The sequence below is a fragment of the Paenibacillus glucanolyticus NBRC 15330 genome (assembly GCF_004000885.1).
Taxonomy (GTDB): Bacteria; Bacillota; Bacilli; order Paenibacillales; family Paenibacillaceae; genus Paenibacillus_AQ; species Paenibacillus_AQ glucanolyticus.
Window position 1 is genome coordinate 540,072 of record NZ_BIMC01000001.1, and the last position, 16,304, is coordinate 556,375.

A 16,304-nucleotide genomic window follows, 5' to 3' on the forward strand; every position below is an offset into this window, starting at 1 on the left:
CGATTTTTAGTTGTAATAGAAGTAATTCATCGAGAAACAAGGCGGTGATTTTAGTGGATCAGGAAGTCGCATACAGCACTCGCGAGTATATCATGCAAATGTTAAAAATAAATGGTGAACTGAGCACAAAATCCATTACCGAGACATTAGGCATTACCGGCATGGCCGTCAGGCGTCATCTGGAAAGCTTGAAAAATGAGGGCTACATCACATACAGAACCGTGAAGCAACCGATGGGAAGACCCGTTTCCTTATACAGTCTTACCGATTCTGCGGAGGATTTTTTCCCTAAGAACTATCACGCTCTTGCTCTTGACCTGCTCAGCGAGCTGCAGGACGAAGCTGGTGATGAGATGATTTCGCTGCTGTTTGATAAACGAAAAGGTACACTGTTGAACAAGTATACGCCTGCTGTTAAAGCGGATGCCCTGGAAGAGCGTGTTATAGCGCTTGCCCAAATTCAGAATGACAACGGATATATGGTCGATTACAAAAAGGTAACGGAAGATGAATATATATTCGAAGAATTGAACTGCCCGATATCCCAGGTAGCCAACCGGTTCCAGCATGCCTGCCGCTGTGAGCTTGACCTGTTTCAATCGCTGCTGGAGGCCGATGTGGAACGTACCGAATGCCTCGCCAAGGGCGACAAGAAATGCGTCTACCGTATCCGAAAGCAGGTCGAAAGCGGACAAACATAATATCTGTTATTGCCACTTAAGGCCTCTTCCATACAGGAAGGGGCTTTTTTAGAACGGTACGGTACGCTTCTTCTATCCTATTCTCTCAAACGACAAGACATGTACAATTCTCTGAATTATTCCAGTACAAGCAGCCGGTCATCGTTATCGGAGGGCACACCCCGCCCATCGGTGTTGTTGGTAATGACATAAATTTTGCCGTTATATACTTTCACGTCTCTTAATCTGCCTTCATCCTCCAACACAACATCGAGTGAGGTACTCTCCGGCTGGAACCGGTACAGCTTCTGACCGCGCAAGGTAGCAACATACATCTGATCCTCTTCATCAAAAGCGATGCCCGAAGGAGCAATGGCCGTATCGCCGCTATGGTACACCGGGGTCTTCATGCCCTCTTGCTGCTCATCCCCAAGAATCTCGGGCCAGCCATAATTGCTGCCTGCGGTGATCTCATTAATCTCATCGTGTCCACCAGGCGTACCGGATGGTCCGTGTTCTGAGCTGTAGAATTCTCCTTCGGAATTCCAAGCCAAGCCTTGCGAATTTCGGTGACCTAACGTAAACACATAGGAGCCTGCTGTGGGGTTATCCTCGGGAATTTTTCCATCCAGCGTCAGCCGCAATATTTTCCCTGCAAGATTCTCCTGGTTCTGCGCAAGCTCGCCCTCTCCTGAATCACCGGTAGTCACATAGAGATGATTGTCGGGTCCAATCGCTATTCTTCCGCCATTATGCACATTGGAGCCCGGGATTTTCTCAATGAACGATTCCGCTTCTGTCCATTCATTCCCCTTCTGCTCCAATAGAACCAGCCGGTTCATAACCGATCCGTCCTGATCATAGCTGTGATAGGCGAAGGCTCTTCTGGATTCCTTGAAATCAGGGGCTAATACAAAGCCCAAGAACCCGCCTTCTCCTATCTGGGCAACCGGCTTCTCTGTATGTACAGACTGTCTGTTGAATGCGCCGTCCTGGATCTGAACGATATTCCCTCCCCGTTCGCTGATATAAATCGTTTCTCCGTCAAAATCAATCGCCCAGGGTGTCTTCAATTGTTCAGCAAGCATTTGGTATGGAGTATCGGGGGACTTTTCCTCCCGGCTGACCTCCTGCTCCTGCTCCTGTTCCTGCCGCTCTCCCTCCGTTGACGGGGATGAAGGGCTGGTACAAGCTGTCACAGTCAACAAAATCGCTGCTAACATGATGCCAATCGTTGTTCGTTTCAAGATTACACCTCCCAAGATCGCTTAAGCTTATTGTTCGGGTGACATCATCTGGATGCCGTGCTCCATGACCTGAAGGGAACTCAGCACAACCTCCTCATCGCTGAAAGAATCAACCTGGCTCCCCGCTACGTAACGGGTCTCATGACCCCGCCCGGTAATGATAATCCTGTCCTGGTCCCCGGCCATCTCGACCGCTCGTTGAATCGCCTCTTTGCGGTTCGGCACTACCTCCCAGTTGACGGCATGATGAGAGCTCAAACCTCCGAGCATCTCAGCTATGATCTGCTCCGGGTCCTCGGAGAACGGATTGTCCGTTGTGAACAACACATAATCCGAATAGGATGCTGCAATATCCGCCATGATCGGCCGTTTGAGCCGATCCCGTTCGCCCCGACAGCCCATCACGCATATCATTTTCCCCGAGGTAATTTCTTTAGCGGACAGCAAGGTTGCCTTGAGCCCATCCGGATTATGGGCATAATCTACAACTACGCGAAAACTCCTGTCTGTCTTTATTTCTTGAAAACGTCCATGAACACCTGCAAAATCCTGAAGACTGTTCCTGATTTCTTGGATCGGAATCCCTTCGAGCAGACAGGTAGTAATGGCCGCCAGCGCATTGTACACGTTGTGTATGCCATGAACCTTCATAGTGAAGTCGCTACTTCCCCATGGCGTCTCTACGATAAAGTTGCAGCCGTCGCCGGTATTTTGAATATGCAGAGCACGAACATCCGCCGGGTTATGAATGCCGTATGTCACAATCTGTGCGGATGTACGCTTCCCGTAATAGGATGAGGCCGCATCATCAGCATTCAGCACCACTTTTTTCTGCATGTCACGATCACTGTTGCCTAGTTGGGTGAATAGCAGTTCCTTCGTATTGCGATAACTCTCCATGTTCTGATGGAAATCGAGATGATCATGGGACAGGTTTGTAAAAACAACGGTCTGAAAATCACACCCCCGCACTCTTCCCATATCCAGTCCATGCGAGGATACTTCCAACACGCCATACGTGCCGCCATGCGCGACCATCGCATGAAAATATCGCTGCAGCTGGATCGTATCCGGCGTGGTATTCAACGTTTTCTCTACATGATCTCCGATTTTCATATAGAGAGTACCGATAATTCCCGTTTTGCGGTTGGAATCATTCAGCACCTTATCAACCATATGTGTTGTTGTTGTTTTGCCGTTCGTCCCCGTAATCCCGATCAATTTCAGCTGCTCGGTAGGATTACCGAAAAAGGAGTTGGCTAAAATGGGAAGCACCCTTCTTGTATCCGGCACAGTAATCCGCGTAATGTTCCCGGGAAGCTCCGGAAGCTCCTTCTCAGCCATAATGGCAACAGCACCGTTCTGTATCGCATGCTCGATATAATCATGGCCGTCTACATTAAATCCCGGAACGCAGACAAACAATCCGCCAGGTCTGATGGCTCTTGAATCCGTATCGAGATTCGTGATTTCCACAGCAGCGCTGCCTGTAATTGTCTTAAGAATCAGCCGCTCCGTCAGTGATTTCAGGTTCATGTAGGGTACCTCATCTCGTGATGTAATCCGTTCAAGGTCCGTTGTGATATTAAGGCGTAGAATTCACGACGATGTATCGTTTTAAACCAGCGTTTCTTATTAACCTAACCAAGCCAGCCCGTTATGAAACAAGAATATGATGACTGGAAGAGATAACCATGTTACGCTGGAAGTAAGCGGTTGCAATTCCAATATCGAATATCGAAACCAGCCGCTCATATGAACATCAGATTCACTTATTCGTTCTGCTATTTCATCACTGCTTGAAAGGAGAATAATCGATGGGACCATTCACCGAAGATTTACTTCAAAACAAAGTCGTATTGATCACAGGAGGCGCAACCGGACTGGGACGTGCCATGGGCGAGAAGTTCGCACAGCTTGGCGCCAAGCTGGGCATATGCGGACGCCGGGAGGAGGTTCTGCAGCAGACGGCTGATGAGCTAAGGCAATTGGGATGCGAGGTATGGCATCAGACCTGTGATGTACGGGATCCTGCGCAGATCACAGCACTAGTCGATGCAGCAGAATTGCATTATGGAGGCATTGATGTGCTTGTGAACAATGCGGCTGGCAATTTTATCAGCCCGACTGAACGTCTTTCGCCACGAGCGGTGGATGCTGTGTTAAATATCGTGCTGCATGGAACTTTCTACACGACCCTTGAGGTTGGCAAGCGCTGGATCGAGCAGGGGAAGAACGGAACGATGCTCAACATTGTCACTACCTACGCTTCAACAGGCTCAGGGTACGTGGTCCCTTCCGCAGCTGCGAAAGCGGGAGTGCTCGCACTTACCCGATCCTTAGCTGTGGAATGGGCCTCTTACGGTATTCGTCAAGTAGCCATTGCGCCCGGACCGTTCCCAACTGAAGGCGCATGGTCAAGATTATCGCCGACGCCGGAGCTTGAGCAGAAAATGATCGACCGCATTCCCCTGCGACGCGTTGGCGACGCGGAGGAATTGGCCAACCTGGCCGCCTTTCTCATCTCGGATTATGCCGGCTATATTAATGGGGACGTCATCACCATTGATGGCGGCGAATGGCTGAGGGGTGCAGGCCAGTTCAATGACCTGTCAGAAGTAACCCATGAGCAGTGGGATCGACTGGCCGAGCTGACGCGAAAAGGAAAATAATCTCACAAAAAAAACAACGAGCGACCGAGTAAACTACCATCGACGTGCTTGCAGAAAAACAGAACCCGCTTGGAGGGATGTTCTTCTTGCAGCTACCGAGATTTTTACCTTCGCCTGAAAATGATAGAATTCCGACATGCTAAACAGCCCCTTGCCTGGAGTATAAACATTCCTACTCCAGGCAAGGGGCTTATTGTTTATCTAATGATTACTCATAAGAATCTACTAGTACGGCATAGACGATGCCGGGTCCGTGAACGCCGATCGTCAGATCATTCTCGATATCGGCAGAACGGCTGGGACCCGAGATGAAATGGATGCCGGCAGGAAGCTGCTCACGTCCGCCTTGATCAAACTGAAACAGAATCTCGCCTAAACGGGTATACATCCGATCGACAGGAATGACGGCAATCAGTACCGTGGGCAGCAGGCTGACCGATCTTCCTTTATGCGGGGCAGATTTCACCGTAATCGAACCCGTGTAGGCCGCTGCATAATCAGCCATCACCACGCCAAAATCGGCCTTCGCGGCGACAGCTCTCCAGTCCGTGTCGGCAGCTTCGTTCCAGGAGAGAATCATGGCCTCCGGCAAACTCTCTTCAAGCTCTAAAAGGTCCAGAGCCTCTTCCCGTTGACGAAGAATCGTGGCCGCACTCATCTCCAGTGCCTTATCTCGAATAAACCGGCTTACCTCTTCACGATTGCTTACCCTGACCGCATGGCCTCCGGCAGCTTCAAAGTTCGCGGTAAATTGCGTAATCTTCTCTTCCAGCGGCCACTGGAATTCATGCCAGAAATCAGGCGCACCGCGAAAAGGATGCTCCGGAGCTGACCGAACGCGGTCTCTTCCCAGCTTCGCGGCAATCCCATCCATGAACAACTCCTGTTTCTTGCGCGAGCGTTCTTCCAGTTGGCTTAACCACCCGCCGTCTGCATGGTTACCCATGGGAGTCCTCCCCCTTTCGCGACTTCTGCTGCTGAAGCCGTTCCTTCAATCGGTTTGCGATTTCAGGCTCCATCTGCCCGGAGGTTCGGCGGATATCCCGCTCCATCTCCGGCCACCGATCCCGGAAGGACTGCTTAGGCAGACTCGGGGTCACTCGGTACGAGTTCCATCCTTTCAACGGGCCGATCCGTGTCCGAATCTCCCCGTTTCGAACGACAAACTTCTGCCCCCATTTCCCCAGGGATACCACGCTGCGATAACGTTTGGCATTACCCATTATCGCGGAGAAGCCCTTCATCCCCATGGCTTCCAGCTTGTCACCCCGTCCGGCCTCAATCTTTCTTCGCCGTAAGGATACCAGCATATCGTGGAGCGGAATCTTCACAGGACATGCCTCATAACATGCTCCGCACAGACTCGATGCGTTGGCGATATCATCCCATTCCGCGACATTCTTGTTTAACGCCGGAGTCAATACGGCACCGATCGGACCGCTGTAGGTGCCTCCGTATGCGTGACCGCCAATATGGCGATATACGGGACAGGCGTTCAGGCATGCGCCGCAGCGAATGCAGTTGAGCAGCTCCTGGAATTCCGGATCGCCGAGCTGGAGAGAACGCCCATTATCGATGATGATAATATGCATTTCATCAGGTCCATCGGCGTCCAGCTCTCTCTTGGGACCACTGATTCCAGACATATAGACTGTCAGCTTCTGGCCGGTCGCTGACCGCGGGAGCAAGGTGGCCATCACTTCCAGGTCAGCCCATGACGGGATGATCCGCTCCATTCCCATAAGCGTTATTTGCGTCTTGGGCACGGTGGTCACCATCCGGGCATTGCCTTCGTTCTCGAACAATACCATCGATCCCGTCTCGGCAATTGCAAAATTACAGCCCGTCATGCCAATATCCGCTTCGAGAAACTTCTCGCGCAGTTTCATTCGTACAAAACCTGCCATGATCGCCGTGTCGGGCGGCAGCGTTTCGCCCGCCTCCTCAGACAGAAGCTCTGCGATCTGATAACGGTTCTTGTGGATCGCAGGGATGATGATATGGGATGGGGTTTCATCCGCAAGCTGAATAATGTACTCGCCGAGGTCCGTTTCCACGGCCTCCACGCCGATGGAATCCAGTGCTTTGTTCAAATGCAGCTCCTCGGACACCATCGATTTGGACTTTACGACGGACTTGGCGGACTTGTGCTCCGCGATCTGCAGGGATAGCGCGACCGCTTCCTCCGCCGTCTCCGCAAAGTGGACATGAGCCCCGTTCGCCCTGGCCTGTTCAGCAAACTCATTCAAATAGTAATCCAGGTGAGCGATGGTATGAAGCCGGATTTGACGTCCTCGCTCCCTCCACTCATCCCAGTTGCCATGCTCCTCCGACGCCAGCTTTTTGCCAAGCCGCAGCCGCTCTGTTGTAAACTTCACCGCATTGCGCAGAAATTCGTTGTTCAGAGCGTAACCTGCACGTTCCTTAACCGAATGCGCTTTCGATTCAGCTGTGTTCATGCACGCTCACCCCCTCGTACAGAAGTTCGGCCAAGTGCTTGACCTGCACCTTCTCGCCCCGATGACGCAAATTGCCGGCAATATTCATCAGGCAGGCCATATCAAGACCGACCAGCACGGTCGCTTCCGTCTCCAGCACATGATCGCTTTTCTCGGTGACCATGGCTCCCGAAATATCCGCCATCTTCACGGCAAACGTGCCTCCGAACCCGCAGCAATCCTCTGCAAAAGGCAGCGGTACAAGCTCCAGCCCCTTCACCTGATTCAACAGCTTCATCGGTTCATCCTTAACGCCCAGCAGACGGCTGCCGTGACAGGAGGGATGGTAGGTTACCTTTTGCGGATAAACGGCTCCCACATCGGTCACACCGAGCACATCGACAAGGAACTGGGTAAACTCATAGGATTTGAATTGAAGCGCTTTCGCTTTTTTCAGGTAGAGGGGATCGTCCTTGAACAGATCCGGATAATGATGAATCATATAGGTGCAGGAACCGGAAGGGGAAACAACGAAGTCACTATCTTCGAAAGCGTCGAGAATCGTCCTCGCGCTTATTCGTGCGTCCTCCCAGTAACCGCTGTTATAGGCCGGCTGACCGCAGCAGGTCTGAATTTCCGGGAATTCCAAATGAACACCGTACCTGGCCAGCAGCCTTGCCATGGATTCAGCCACCCGCGGGAACAAGGCATCACTGAGGCAAGTAACAAACAACGAAATCTTCATGATTTTCACCCCGCTATCATCAGGATATGGACCGATTGATCGGTCTCTGGCAAGAACCCCCCGACCTCGGGGGGATTCCAATGTTGATGTCCATTCGCTGCTCTACACAGATTGAATGGTGATGCCTAAAGCTCGATAAGGATCGGCTTCCTCTTCCGTTAATCTCCTATCCGTAATAATCAGATTCACTTGAGACAAGTCGGCTACCTGGGCAAAAGCCTGAGCACCGAATTTGCTGGCATCGGCAAGCACAATGGTCTCATCCGTCATTCCAATCATTTTATGCTTTATTCTGGCCTGAAGCTCGTTGGATTCGCTAAGTCCCCTGTCCAGGTGCACGCCCTTGCAGAACAGAAAGGCTTTATCCACGTAATAAGCATCAAGAGAGCGTTCCGCAAGCGGACCGACAAAGGACAACGAGCGGTGTGCCAGAATGCCGCCGGTAGATATAACCTGGACGCGCTCCTTGGTGCTTAGCTCGGCAGCCACCTTGATTGAATTCGTCAATACCGTAATCGGAATATCCGGTATGATTTTTGCCATATACCAGGCCGTTGAGCTGGCATCAAGCAAGATACGGTCATTCGGATGGATTCGCTTGACCGCTTCCTCCGCAATGCGCTGCTTCTCCAGCGCATTCATGATTTCCCGTTCAGCATACGGTATCTCCGGCTGCGAGCGCTGAATTTCCGGTTGATCCTTCACACTAACCGCCCCTCCATGGGAACGGCGCAGGCGTCCTGCTTGCTCCAGCCTGTCAAGGTCACGGCGAATCGTTTCCTCCGTTACGCCGCATAGCTGACTCAGCTCGGAGACGCGGATGCTCCCTCTTTCGTTGACCAACTGTACTATTTTCTCATATCGTTCTGCAACCAGCATATTACCGCCCATCCTTACTATTCGATATATTCTATCTCTTCCGGGTCAGCTGACCGAACACACCACAGGCATCCTCCCATAGTGGAGTATCCTCGGGCTCGTAAGTCTTGACCGGGAATGATTCCCTAATAACGGCACGAGCCTCCCATATATCGGACAGCTCGCCCTGCGCAATCCACTGCACAGCCATATTGCCAATGGCGCTGCCCTCTGCAGGTCCAGCCCATACAGGCTTGCCGATGGCATTCGCCGTCCACTGGCATAATATTTCATTATGAATGCCACCGCCTACCATATGCAACCCTTGAAATTTCTGTCCGGACAATTCCTCGGTCAAATCCAGCACATAACGGTACTGCATGGCCAAACTCTCCATGATGCAGCGCACGATGGCACCTTCACCTTGCGGAATGCGCTGGTTGGTGCGAGCCGCATACTCCCTTACCCGCTTCGGCATGTCTCCAGCCGGGAGGAATAAGGGATCGTCCGGATCAATGAAACATGCAAAAGCAGGTGCTGCATCCGCCATCTTAACCAATTCGGGGTACGAGTAGGATAACCCTTCCCGCTCCCAGGTCCGCTGGCACTCCTGCAGAATCCACAGACCCATGATGTTCTTGAGCAGCCGGTAAGTACCGTATGCCCCTCCCTCATTCGTGAAGTTCAGCTCTCTGGCCCGTTCATGAATGACAGGCTGCTCCACCTCTGTTCCCATCAACGACCAGGTACCGCAGCTTAAGTAAGCAAATGACCGATCCAGTGCCGGTACCGCCACCACGGCGGATGCCGTATCATGCTCGGCAACCGTATAAACCGGAACGGACGCGATCCCCAGCTCCTCTGTTACGGAAGATCTCAAAGATCCAACGGGAGTGCCGGGTTGAACGACTGGATGAAACATCCCATGAGGTATATGCAAAGAATTCATCAGATAATGATCCCAGCTGCCTGAAACCGGATTATACAGCTGCGTCGTGGTAGCATTCGTAAACTCATTAGCCATCTCACCGGTCAAGAAGTAGCGCAGCAGATCGGGAATCATCAAGAACCGCTCCGCTTCTTGAAGCAGATAAGGCTTCTGCTGCCGGATTGAGGCCAGCTGATAAATGGTGTTAAACGGGAGGAACTGAATCCCCGTCCGTTCAAAAATCTCGGAAGGCGGCACGCTTTTCATGACCTGTTCCATCACACCGTCCGTGTGCGTATCGCGATAATGATACGGATTCGTCATAAGCTCGCCATTCCGATCCACAAGACCGTAATCCACCGCCCAGGTATCGATGCCTATGCTTGTCGGCAGTCCGTGCTGCCCTTTCGCCCGCAGCAAGCCCTGCTTCATCTCATGATAAATCCGGAGAACGTCCCATTGTAAGCGGTTGCCAACTCGAACAGGGTCATTCGGAAATCGGTGGATTTCCTTCACTTCAATGGTTCGGCTGCTTAACTGCCCCAGCATAGCTCTTCCGCTGCTTGCTCCAATATCAAATGCAAGAACGCTCAACGTTCTCTAGCCTCCTTGTCAGATCAATTTCCACTGCCCGACACAACGATGATTGCATAAAAAATGATCCTGCTCTACTTATGACCCGAAGCGCTTCAGTAATACGTCCTGCTCATACCGCTTCACTTCGGATAACCATTCTTCCCTGACGGGTACCCCCATGCGTTCGCAGTAGTAATCCCACACCGCTCCAAAGGGATAGGATTTAAACTCTTCCATTAACGCAAGACGGGTTGTGTAATCACCCTCAAGCTCGGCTTGCTTCAGCGTCTCGGTCGGTTCGAGCTTGGCACGAAGCAGCGCCTTAATCGTATTGCGAGTACCGATAACCCAAGCGGCAATGCGGTTAATGCTTGCATCGAAAAAGTCCAGCCCGATATGGGTGACACCAAGCAAGTCATTACGCACAAGCTCGCGTCCAATTTCAATTAACTCATCATCCATAATGACAACATGGTCACTGTCCCACCGCATCGGCCGGCTTACATGAAGGAGGAGCCCTTCCGTAAAGAGCGCGAGTGAGGACAGCTTTCCGGCAATGCCTTCGGTTGGGTGGAAATGACCTGCGTCAAGGCAAATCAGCTTATTATTCTGAATGCCGTACCCCATATAAAATTCATGGGAGCCGACAACGTAAGCCTCGGAGCCCAACCCGAACAGCTTGCTCTCTACGGCATCGAGGTTCCAGTCTGGATTGATCTCCTCGGCAAAAATCTCATCCAGCGATGCCTTCAGCCGTTGTCTGGGCGCTAAACGATCAACCGGTATGTCTTTATAACCATCCGGGATCCAGATGTTGGTCACGCAGGTCTGACCCAGCTGTTCACCAAAATAAGCCCCGATTCTGCGTGAAGCCTTGCAATGGTCAATCCAGAATTGGCGAATAGCCGGATCGGCATGGCTTAGCGTAAAACCGTCCCTCGACTTGTCGTGGGAGAAGCAGGTTGGATTAAAATCAAGCCCGATTCCCTGTACTTTGGCCCAATCCACCCAGGACTGAAAATGCTTGGGCTCCAGCTGATCCAAATCCACCGATTCCTCGGTGTCCGCATATATGGCATGGAGGTTCACCTTATGCGATCCCGGAATAAGCGACATCGCTTTTTCCAGATCGGCCCGAAGCTGCTCCGGCGTTCCTGCTGCGCCGGGATACTCGCCGGTTACGGAAATCCCGCCAGACAGCTCCTGATCCCGGAACAGAAATCCGCGAACATCGTCTCCTTGCCAGCAATGGATGGAGATTTTGATACGTTCAAGCTCCGTCAAGATTTCATCTACCTGGATGCCATGCTGCTCATAGAGCTTTTTCGCTTCTTCATAATTCCTTGCAACATCCTGCCTCATCTCATAACCCCCCGCTTGAATGAGGATCGCCGGGTCATAAGAGACCCAGCGCCCGATTATATGAAATATGATATCATCATGATTCCTTGTGGATCGCGTATGTGCATGTGCTTCTATCCAAATTAACGAGTAAATGCAGCCGGCACTCCGCCGTCAATGGTCAGCATGCAGCCGGTTGTCTTCGAGGATCTCGAAGAAGCGAAGTAAGCAATGCCTTCGGCAATGTCTTGCGGATATATATTCACAAGAAGAGTCGTGCGTTTACGGTAATGCTCTTCCAGTTGATCCGGTTCAATTCCATAGGCTGCCGCCCGCTCATTTCTCCAGTTCGAGTTCCATATTGCAGACCCTTGCAGAATCGCGTCAGGCAAAATCGTGTTGACTCGGATTCCGTATTCCCCGCCTTCAGCAGCAATGCAGCGGGCCAGATGCGCCTCCAGTGCTTTCGCGGAGCTGTATGCGGTCACGTTTTTCCCGGCATAGACGGAGTTTTTCGAGCCAACAAACACCATGCTTCCGCCGACGCCCTGTACCTTCATTAATTTAAAGGCTTCTCGGGCTACAAGGAAATACCCCGTCCCCAGAACGTTCATGTTCAGGTTCCATTCCTTCAGGCTAGTCTCATCAAACGGACTGGATGTTGCAAGGCCCGCGTTATTGATAATGATATCAACGCCGCCATAGGTTATTGCCGTTTCACGATAGGCGCGTTGAACCGCCTCTTCATCGGTTACATCCATTTTAACAGCAAACGCCCGATGATCTCCGTATTTTGCATTAATCTCCTCGGCAACCTGCTGCGCTCCTTCTAAATTTAAATCGGCCAGCACAACATGCGCTCCCCCGGACACCAATCGACGGGCGGTTGCACTGCCGATCCCGCCTGCCCCGCCTGTGATGAAGGCAACCTGACGGGAGAACTCCGTCTCGGCAGGAGCGAGGGACAATTTGTACAGCTCAAGCGGCCAGTACTCTACATTGTAAGACTCATTCTCGCTCAGGGACACAAAATCACCCAGTGCCGTCGCCCCCCGCATAACCGCAATCGCCCGATGGTACAGGGCACCGCTGACTTGCGACATTGCCCAGCTCTTGCCGGTATTAATCATCCCGATCCCAGGGATAAGGATAACGCGCGGAGCTGCTTCGAACATAACATCACCTTCATGGCGGTTGCGTTCAAAGTACGCTTTATACTGCTCTTTGTAGTCTGCAATGCCTTCAAACAGCTTCGCCTTAAGGCCTTCCACATCGTCAGCATCCGGTGTCCAATCGATGAAGAGGGGAACAACCTTGGTATGGACCAGATGGTCTGGGCATGCCGCTCCTACCTGGGATAGCTTGGGGGCATCGCTGCCGCCGACAAAGTCCAGCACATCGTCCTGATCGTCAAAAGACAGGATCATCTTCTTGACGTCGCTCACAGCACCACGAACGGCAGGCATCACCTCTGCCGCAATGCTGCGGCGTACCTCAGAGGTCAACGGGGCAAATTTGCGCCCGCCAAACAGCTTGTCGTTGTTAACCCGGGCTTCGATGAAAGCCTCTGCTTCGCTAATGATACGAATTGTTTGCGCATAACATGCCTCAGAGGTATCTCCCCAGGTTACGAGACCATGCTTCTCCATGAGAACAAGCTCAGCTTGGGGATTCGCCAGCACCCCTTCCGCAATCATCTTCGACAGTGTGAACCCGGGTCGTACATACGGAACCCATACGAATCGGTCGCCAAAGATTTCTTGGGCCAGTTCCTTGCCGTTATGAGCGCAGCATAAGCTGATGATGGCATCGGGATGCGTATGATCCACATGCCGGAACGGCAAGAACGCATGCAGCAGCGTTTCAATGGAAGCGCGAGGATGCTTGGCATCCACCATGCAGTGGCCCAGATAAGCCACCATTTCCTCATCGGACATCGATTCCCTCTCGAACAATGGCCGAATATCCTCCAGTCGCAAGCCTGTGAAATTGCCCGATTTCATGGTTGCAAGGTCGGAGCCGCTGCCCTTCACATACATGACCTCTACATCTTTGCCTCGGAAATCCTGAATCGTGGTTTTGCTGGATGTGTTGCCGCCGCCCCAATTGCAGACGCGCCGATCCGCCCCAATCAAATTGGAACGGTATACAAGCTCATCCAATGTATTTTGTGCCTGCTGCGCTGTAGATTGTTCCCATAAGCTCTGAACCATGAAGTTTCCCCTCCGATTGACCATATGAATTTGCTTTCATTTGATTCCTATATTATCATGTCCGTTTATGTTTGAATAGTGTGTTTTTCAAAAATAAACAAAGATCATTTATCTGTTTTTTTGTTTTGTTATTTAATACACGTTCCTCTGAAAACAAAAAAGCAGCTCCGCTGGAGATGCCTCCATACCGAGCTGCTGTGTAATAGAGCTATGATTTATCCGCGCCTGCGGATTGCGCCATTTGATCGGCTTTTTCAATCCCTTCAATCAGCGCATCGCGAAATGCGATTTCATCGTCGTTAATATATCCCCTAAATACAACCTCCGATATATCCTCATGGTTAAAAAAGATATTGGAATCCTTCGTCAGATTGCCATGAGGGTAGAAGCAGGCGACATAATCCCAACGCTTCAACGTCTTGGAGTCATTCTGCATCCGCCCCGTCTGATCCCATTCCTTGAATTTGATCACCGAGCCTATCGGCAGCAGCTGCTGTTCCATGATTATCAACCCTTCATTATCCTTTTCCCTGCCCAATAAACCAACGAAACTACAAGCGGGACTCCCACCAGGTAGGATATACAGATCACTGCCTTTTCCGCGGCCGCATATTCCGCATTCAGTAAATTGGGAACAACCGTGCCGAGCACGCCTACTATGCCAATGACCGTCATTATGTATTTGAACTTCCTCTGTCTATCGTTCATCGGCACTCTGCCTCCTTTTACCCGCTCCACCATGTCACTGCTTAGTTGACCAGACTGAGCAAATTGTGCCGAGACCTGCTCCAGTTGCTCGGGTGTAACCAAAATTCGATTGGACATAAAAAATGACGCCCCTTCTGTCATGCTGCCCGTTCTCGTTAGGCAGTCCAAATACAAATTTCAAATCCTTACACTATTAACCGATCCTTCAAGTGAATAACCATATTTTTCAATTTTAGTAGGTATTCAGGAAAGGAACAATCAAGCGAAGGGTTCATTTCTAGGCTGCTCACACTAGTTATTTAGCACTGGCTAAGATTTAATTCCTGAAGACCACCATCCCCTCCGTTATCCCCTATCCCCTCCTTAAGCCCAGATAGGAACCATTCCCAGGTACGGTAATTGATTACATCCCCAGCCCGTTAATAAGGCAGCCTTTCTCCTGTAAATTATAAGCAATTCATCATTACGGAGAGGATGTTAATCAATATGAATCAACCTTCACACGGAACAACCAACCAATTTGTCAAATTGTATAAGCAGGAGACCTGGCTTATGCTTGCAGGGCTGATCGGCTTCTTATTAGCCGGAATTTGCGGGATATGGGTCCTGCTGAATGGAGGACCTGTCGCCCCCGATGGCGATGTCTCCAAAGCAATTTCCTTTACTGCGGCGCTGGGAATATTCACGATTTCAACCGCAGCGATCTTGCCGGTATCCGGTTTAAGACCGAGAAGCAAGTCCATCTTCCGCTGCTGTTATATTTTTCTCGTTTTGTTTTCCTATTTTGCCGAGACGGTACAAAATTTCCGCGGTGTCAATCCGAGGTTCGTTCAGAACGGTTCCACCTTTGATGTGGTCATAGCGATTTCTTTCTCCGCCGTGGCTTTGCTGCTCTTGATACTCTATCTGATTTTTGGGCTTCAGTACTTCCGGAAACAGGCGATAAAAGCACACCCTGAGCTTGTGCTTGGCATTCGTTATGCCATGATCGCGGTGCTGATTTCGTTTGCAGCCGGCATATGGATATCCATCAATGCTGGACGCTTCACCGGAATCGGCGGTAACATCATCTGGCTCCATGGGTTAGGCTTTCATGCTCTTCAAGCAATCCCATTCGTAGCATGGCTGTCCTTGAGAAAATCCTTCAATCCTGCAGCCAAACCGATACTCATCCATATGAGTGGCATCGCTTATCTCCTTGGATTGGTTGCCATCGGCTGGCAAACGCTTCTCGGTTATTCCATTGCCGAATGGTCTTTACTTCCGATTCTGGCCGGAAGCTGTTTTCTCATCGCATTTACTCCTGTCATATGGCTCCTGAGACAAACCAATGCTTCGGCTTCAGCCCTACTCAGCTCCCATGCCCGAAATATATAATCCGGAATTAAAAAGGAGACAGCGCTGGGATATCCCATGCCCTGTCTCTTCTATATAAAACATCATCTGCCGGTGATCACGAGGTTCTTTCTCTATTTTAGATAAACAAGAATGGAATGAGGAATAACAGAGCGATGGCTTCCCAAGCAAATACATTGCCTCCCCAGCCGTATCCTCTTCCGTATCCACCGCCATAGCCATAGCCACCGCCGTAGCCATATGGTGCAAATGCGGATGTTTGCGCACCATTTTTAGCTGACTTTGAAGACTTCTTGCCTTTTTTGCCTTTTGTGGACAATATATATGCGGATGGGTTCGCAAATTCGAGTTCGAGGCCTCGATCATGTACACCGCGAATAGTCCCCACGACTTCAGTTCCATCATGCATGACAGCGCAGATGGATTTGCCGACGTAATTTCTGCATCCGTCTGCCGATATTGGTATTGGTTGCACTTTTTTTCCCCCTCCCAAGCGTTTGTGTATTATATTCCTGCTGGAGGGAAGTCGGCAGAGATAAATG

At 51.0% G+C, this 16,304-nt stretch carries 15 protein-coding genes; 3 read left to right on the forward strand and 12 right to left on the reverse strand.

What is annotated here, in order from left to right; translation table 11 throughout:
• The first annotated feature begins 53 nt into the window (after positions 1-53).
• Positions 54-701 carry a helix-turn-helix transcriptional regulator gene (locus PGL02S_RS02245; protein WP_006211043.1) on the forward strand — a complete coding sequence of 216 codons (648 nt, stop codon included), beginning with the start codon at positions 54-56 and terminating at the stop codon, positions 699-701.
• 116 nt (positions 702-817) lie between these two features.
• Here the strand turns inward: PGL02S_RS02245 and PGL02S_RS02250 are convergent, their stop codons facing one another.
• Together PGL02S_RS02250 and PGL02S_RS02255 are read right to left on the reverse strand one after the other, a co-directional pair.
• Positions 818-1,927, reverse strand: coding sequence for a PQQ-dependent sugar dehydrogenase (locus PGL02S_RS02250; RefSeq protein ID WP_036642385.1), 1,110 nt, complete (start codon positions 1,925-1,927; stop codon positions 818-820).
• Positions 1,928-1,954: 27 nt separating this feature from the next.
• On the reverse strand, positions 1,955-3,463 hold the full coding sequence (locus PGL02S_RS02255) for a UDP-N-acetylmuramoyl-L-alanyl-D-glutamate--2,6-diaminopimelate ligase (RefSeq protein ID WP_036642384.1): 1,509 nt from the start codon (positions 3,461-3,463) through the stop codon (positions 1,955-1,957).
• Between the two features lie 281 nt (positions 3,464-3,744).
• Here PGL02S_RS02255 and PGL02S_RS02260 point away from each other — a divergent pair, with 281 nt between their 5' ends.
• Positions 3,745-4,599 (forward strand): SDR family oxidoreductase, encoded by an 855-nt coding sequence (locus PGL02S_RS02260; RefSeq protein WP_036642382.1) that lies wholly within the window; start codon positions 3,745-3,747, stop codon positions 4,597-4,599.
• 208 nt (positions 4,600-4,807) lie between these two features.
• Here the strand turns inward: PGL02S_RS02260 and PGL02S_RS02265 are convergent, their stop codons facing one another.
• From PGL02S_RS02265 to PGL02S_RS28635, 9 genes are all read right to left on the reverse strand, one after another.
• A complete protein-coding gene (locus PGL02S_RS02265; protein ID WP_036642376.1) occupies positions 4,808-5,545 on the reverse strand; it encodes a LutC/YkgG family protein in 738 nt (245 codons plus the stop codon).
• Positions 5,538-7,058, reverse strand: coding sequence for a LutB/LldF family L-lactate oxidation iron-sulfur protein (locus tag PGL02S_RS02270; protein WP_006211049.1), 1,521 nt, complete (start codon positions 7,056-7,058; stop codon positions 5,538-5,540). The genes PGL02S_RS02265 and PGL02S_RS02270 overlap by 8 nt, the downstream gene beginning before the upstream one ends.
• Entirely contained in the window at positions 7,045-7,782 is a 738-nt protein-coding gene (locus PGL02S_RS02275; protein ID WP_006211050.1) for a (Fe-S)-binding protein, read from the reverse strand. The genes PGL02S_RS02270 and PGL02S_RS02275 overlap by 14 nt, the downstream gene beginning before the upstream one ends.
• Before the next feature lie 102 nt (positions 7,783-7,884).
• The gene (locus tag PGL02S_RS02280) at positions 7,885-8,661 is read right to left on the reverse strand and encodes a DeoR/GlpR family DNA-binding transcription regulator (RefSeq protein ID WP_063456010.1); all 777 of its coding nucleotides are present in this window, start codon (positions 8,659-8,661) and stop codon (positions 7,885-7,887) included.
• Positions 8,662-8,692: 31 nt separating this feature from the next.
• On the reverse strand, positions 8,693-10,162 hold the full coding sequence (locus PGL02S_RS02285; RefSeq protein ID WP_036642374.1) for a rhamnulokinase: 1,470 nt from the start codon (positions 10,160-10,162) through the stop codon (positions 8,693-8,695).
• A 78-nt stretch (positions 10,163-10,240) separates the two neighbouring features.
• Positions 10,241-11,506, reverse strand: coding sequence for an L-rhamnose isomerase (gene rhaA, locus PGL02S_RS02290; protein ID WP_036642373.1), 1,266 nt, complete (start codon positions 11,504-11,506; stop codon positions 10,241-10,243).
• Positions 11,507-11,628: 122 nt separating this feature from the next.
• Complete coding sequence (locus PGL02S_RS02295) at positions 11,629-13,698, reverse strand: bifunctional rhamnulose-1-phosphate aldolase/short-chain dehydrogenase (RefSeq protein WP_036642372.1); 2,070 nt, start codon at positions 13,696-13,698, stop codon at positions 11,629-11,631.
• A gap of 208 nt (positions 13,699-13,906) precedes the next feature.
• Positions 13,907-14,200, reverse strand: coding sequence for a DUF4176 domain-containing protein (locus PGL02S_RS02300; protein ID WP_036642371.1), 294 nt, complete (start codon positions 14,198-14,200; stop codon positions 13,907-13,909).
• 5 nt (positions 14,201-14,205) lie between these two features.
• On the reverse strand, positions 14,206-14,523 hold the full coding sequence (locus PGL02S_RS28635; protein WP_228030031.1) for a hypothetical protein: 318 nt from the start codon (positions 14,521-14,523) through the stop codon (positions 14,206-14,208).
• A gap of 369 nt (positions 14,524-14,892) precedes the next feature.
• On the opposite strand from PGL02S_RS28635, the gene PGL02S_RS02315 reads away from it, so the two are divergent.
• Positions 14,893-15,783 (forward strand): hypothetical protein, encoded by an 891-nt coding sequence (locus PGL02S_RS02315; RefSeq protein WP_036642370.1) that lies wholly within the window; start codon positions 14,893-14,895, stop codon positions 15,781-15,783.
• Between the two features lie 97 nt (positions 15,784-15,880).
• Here PGL02S_RS02315 and PGL02S_RS02320 read toward each other — a convergent pair whose 3' ends face one another.
• Positions 15,881-16,237 (reverse strand): hypothetical protein, encoded by a 357-nt coding sequence (locus PGL02S_RS02320; RefSeq protein WP_006211060.1) that lies wholly within the window; start codon positions 16,235-16,237, stop codon positions 15,881-15,883.
• Positions 16,238-16,304: the final 67 nt, after the last annotated feature.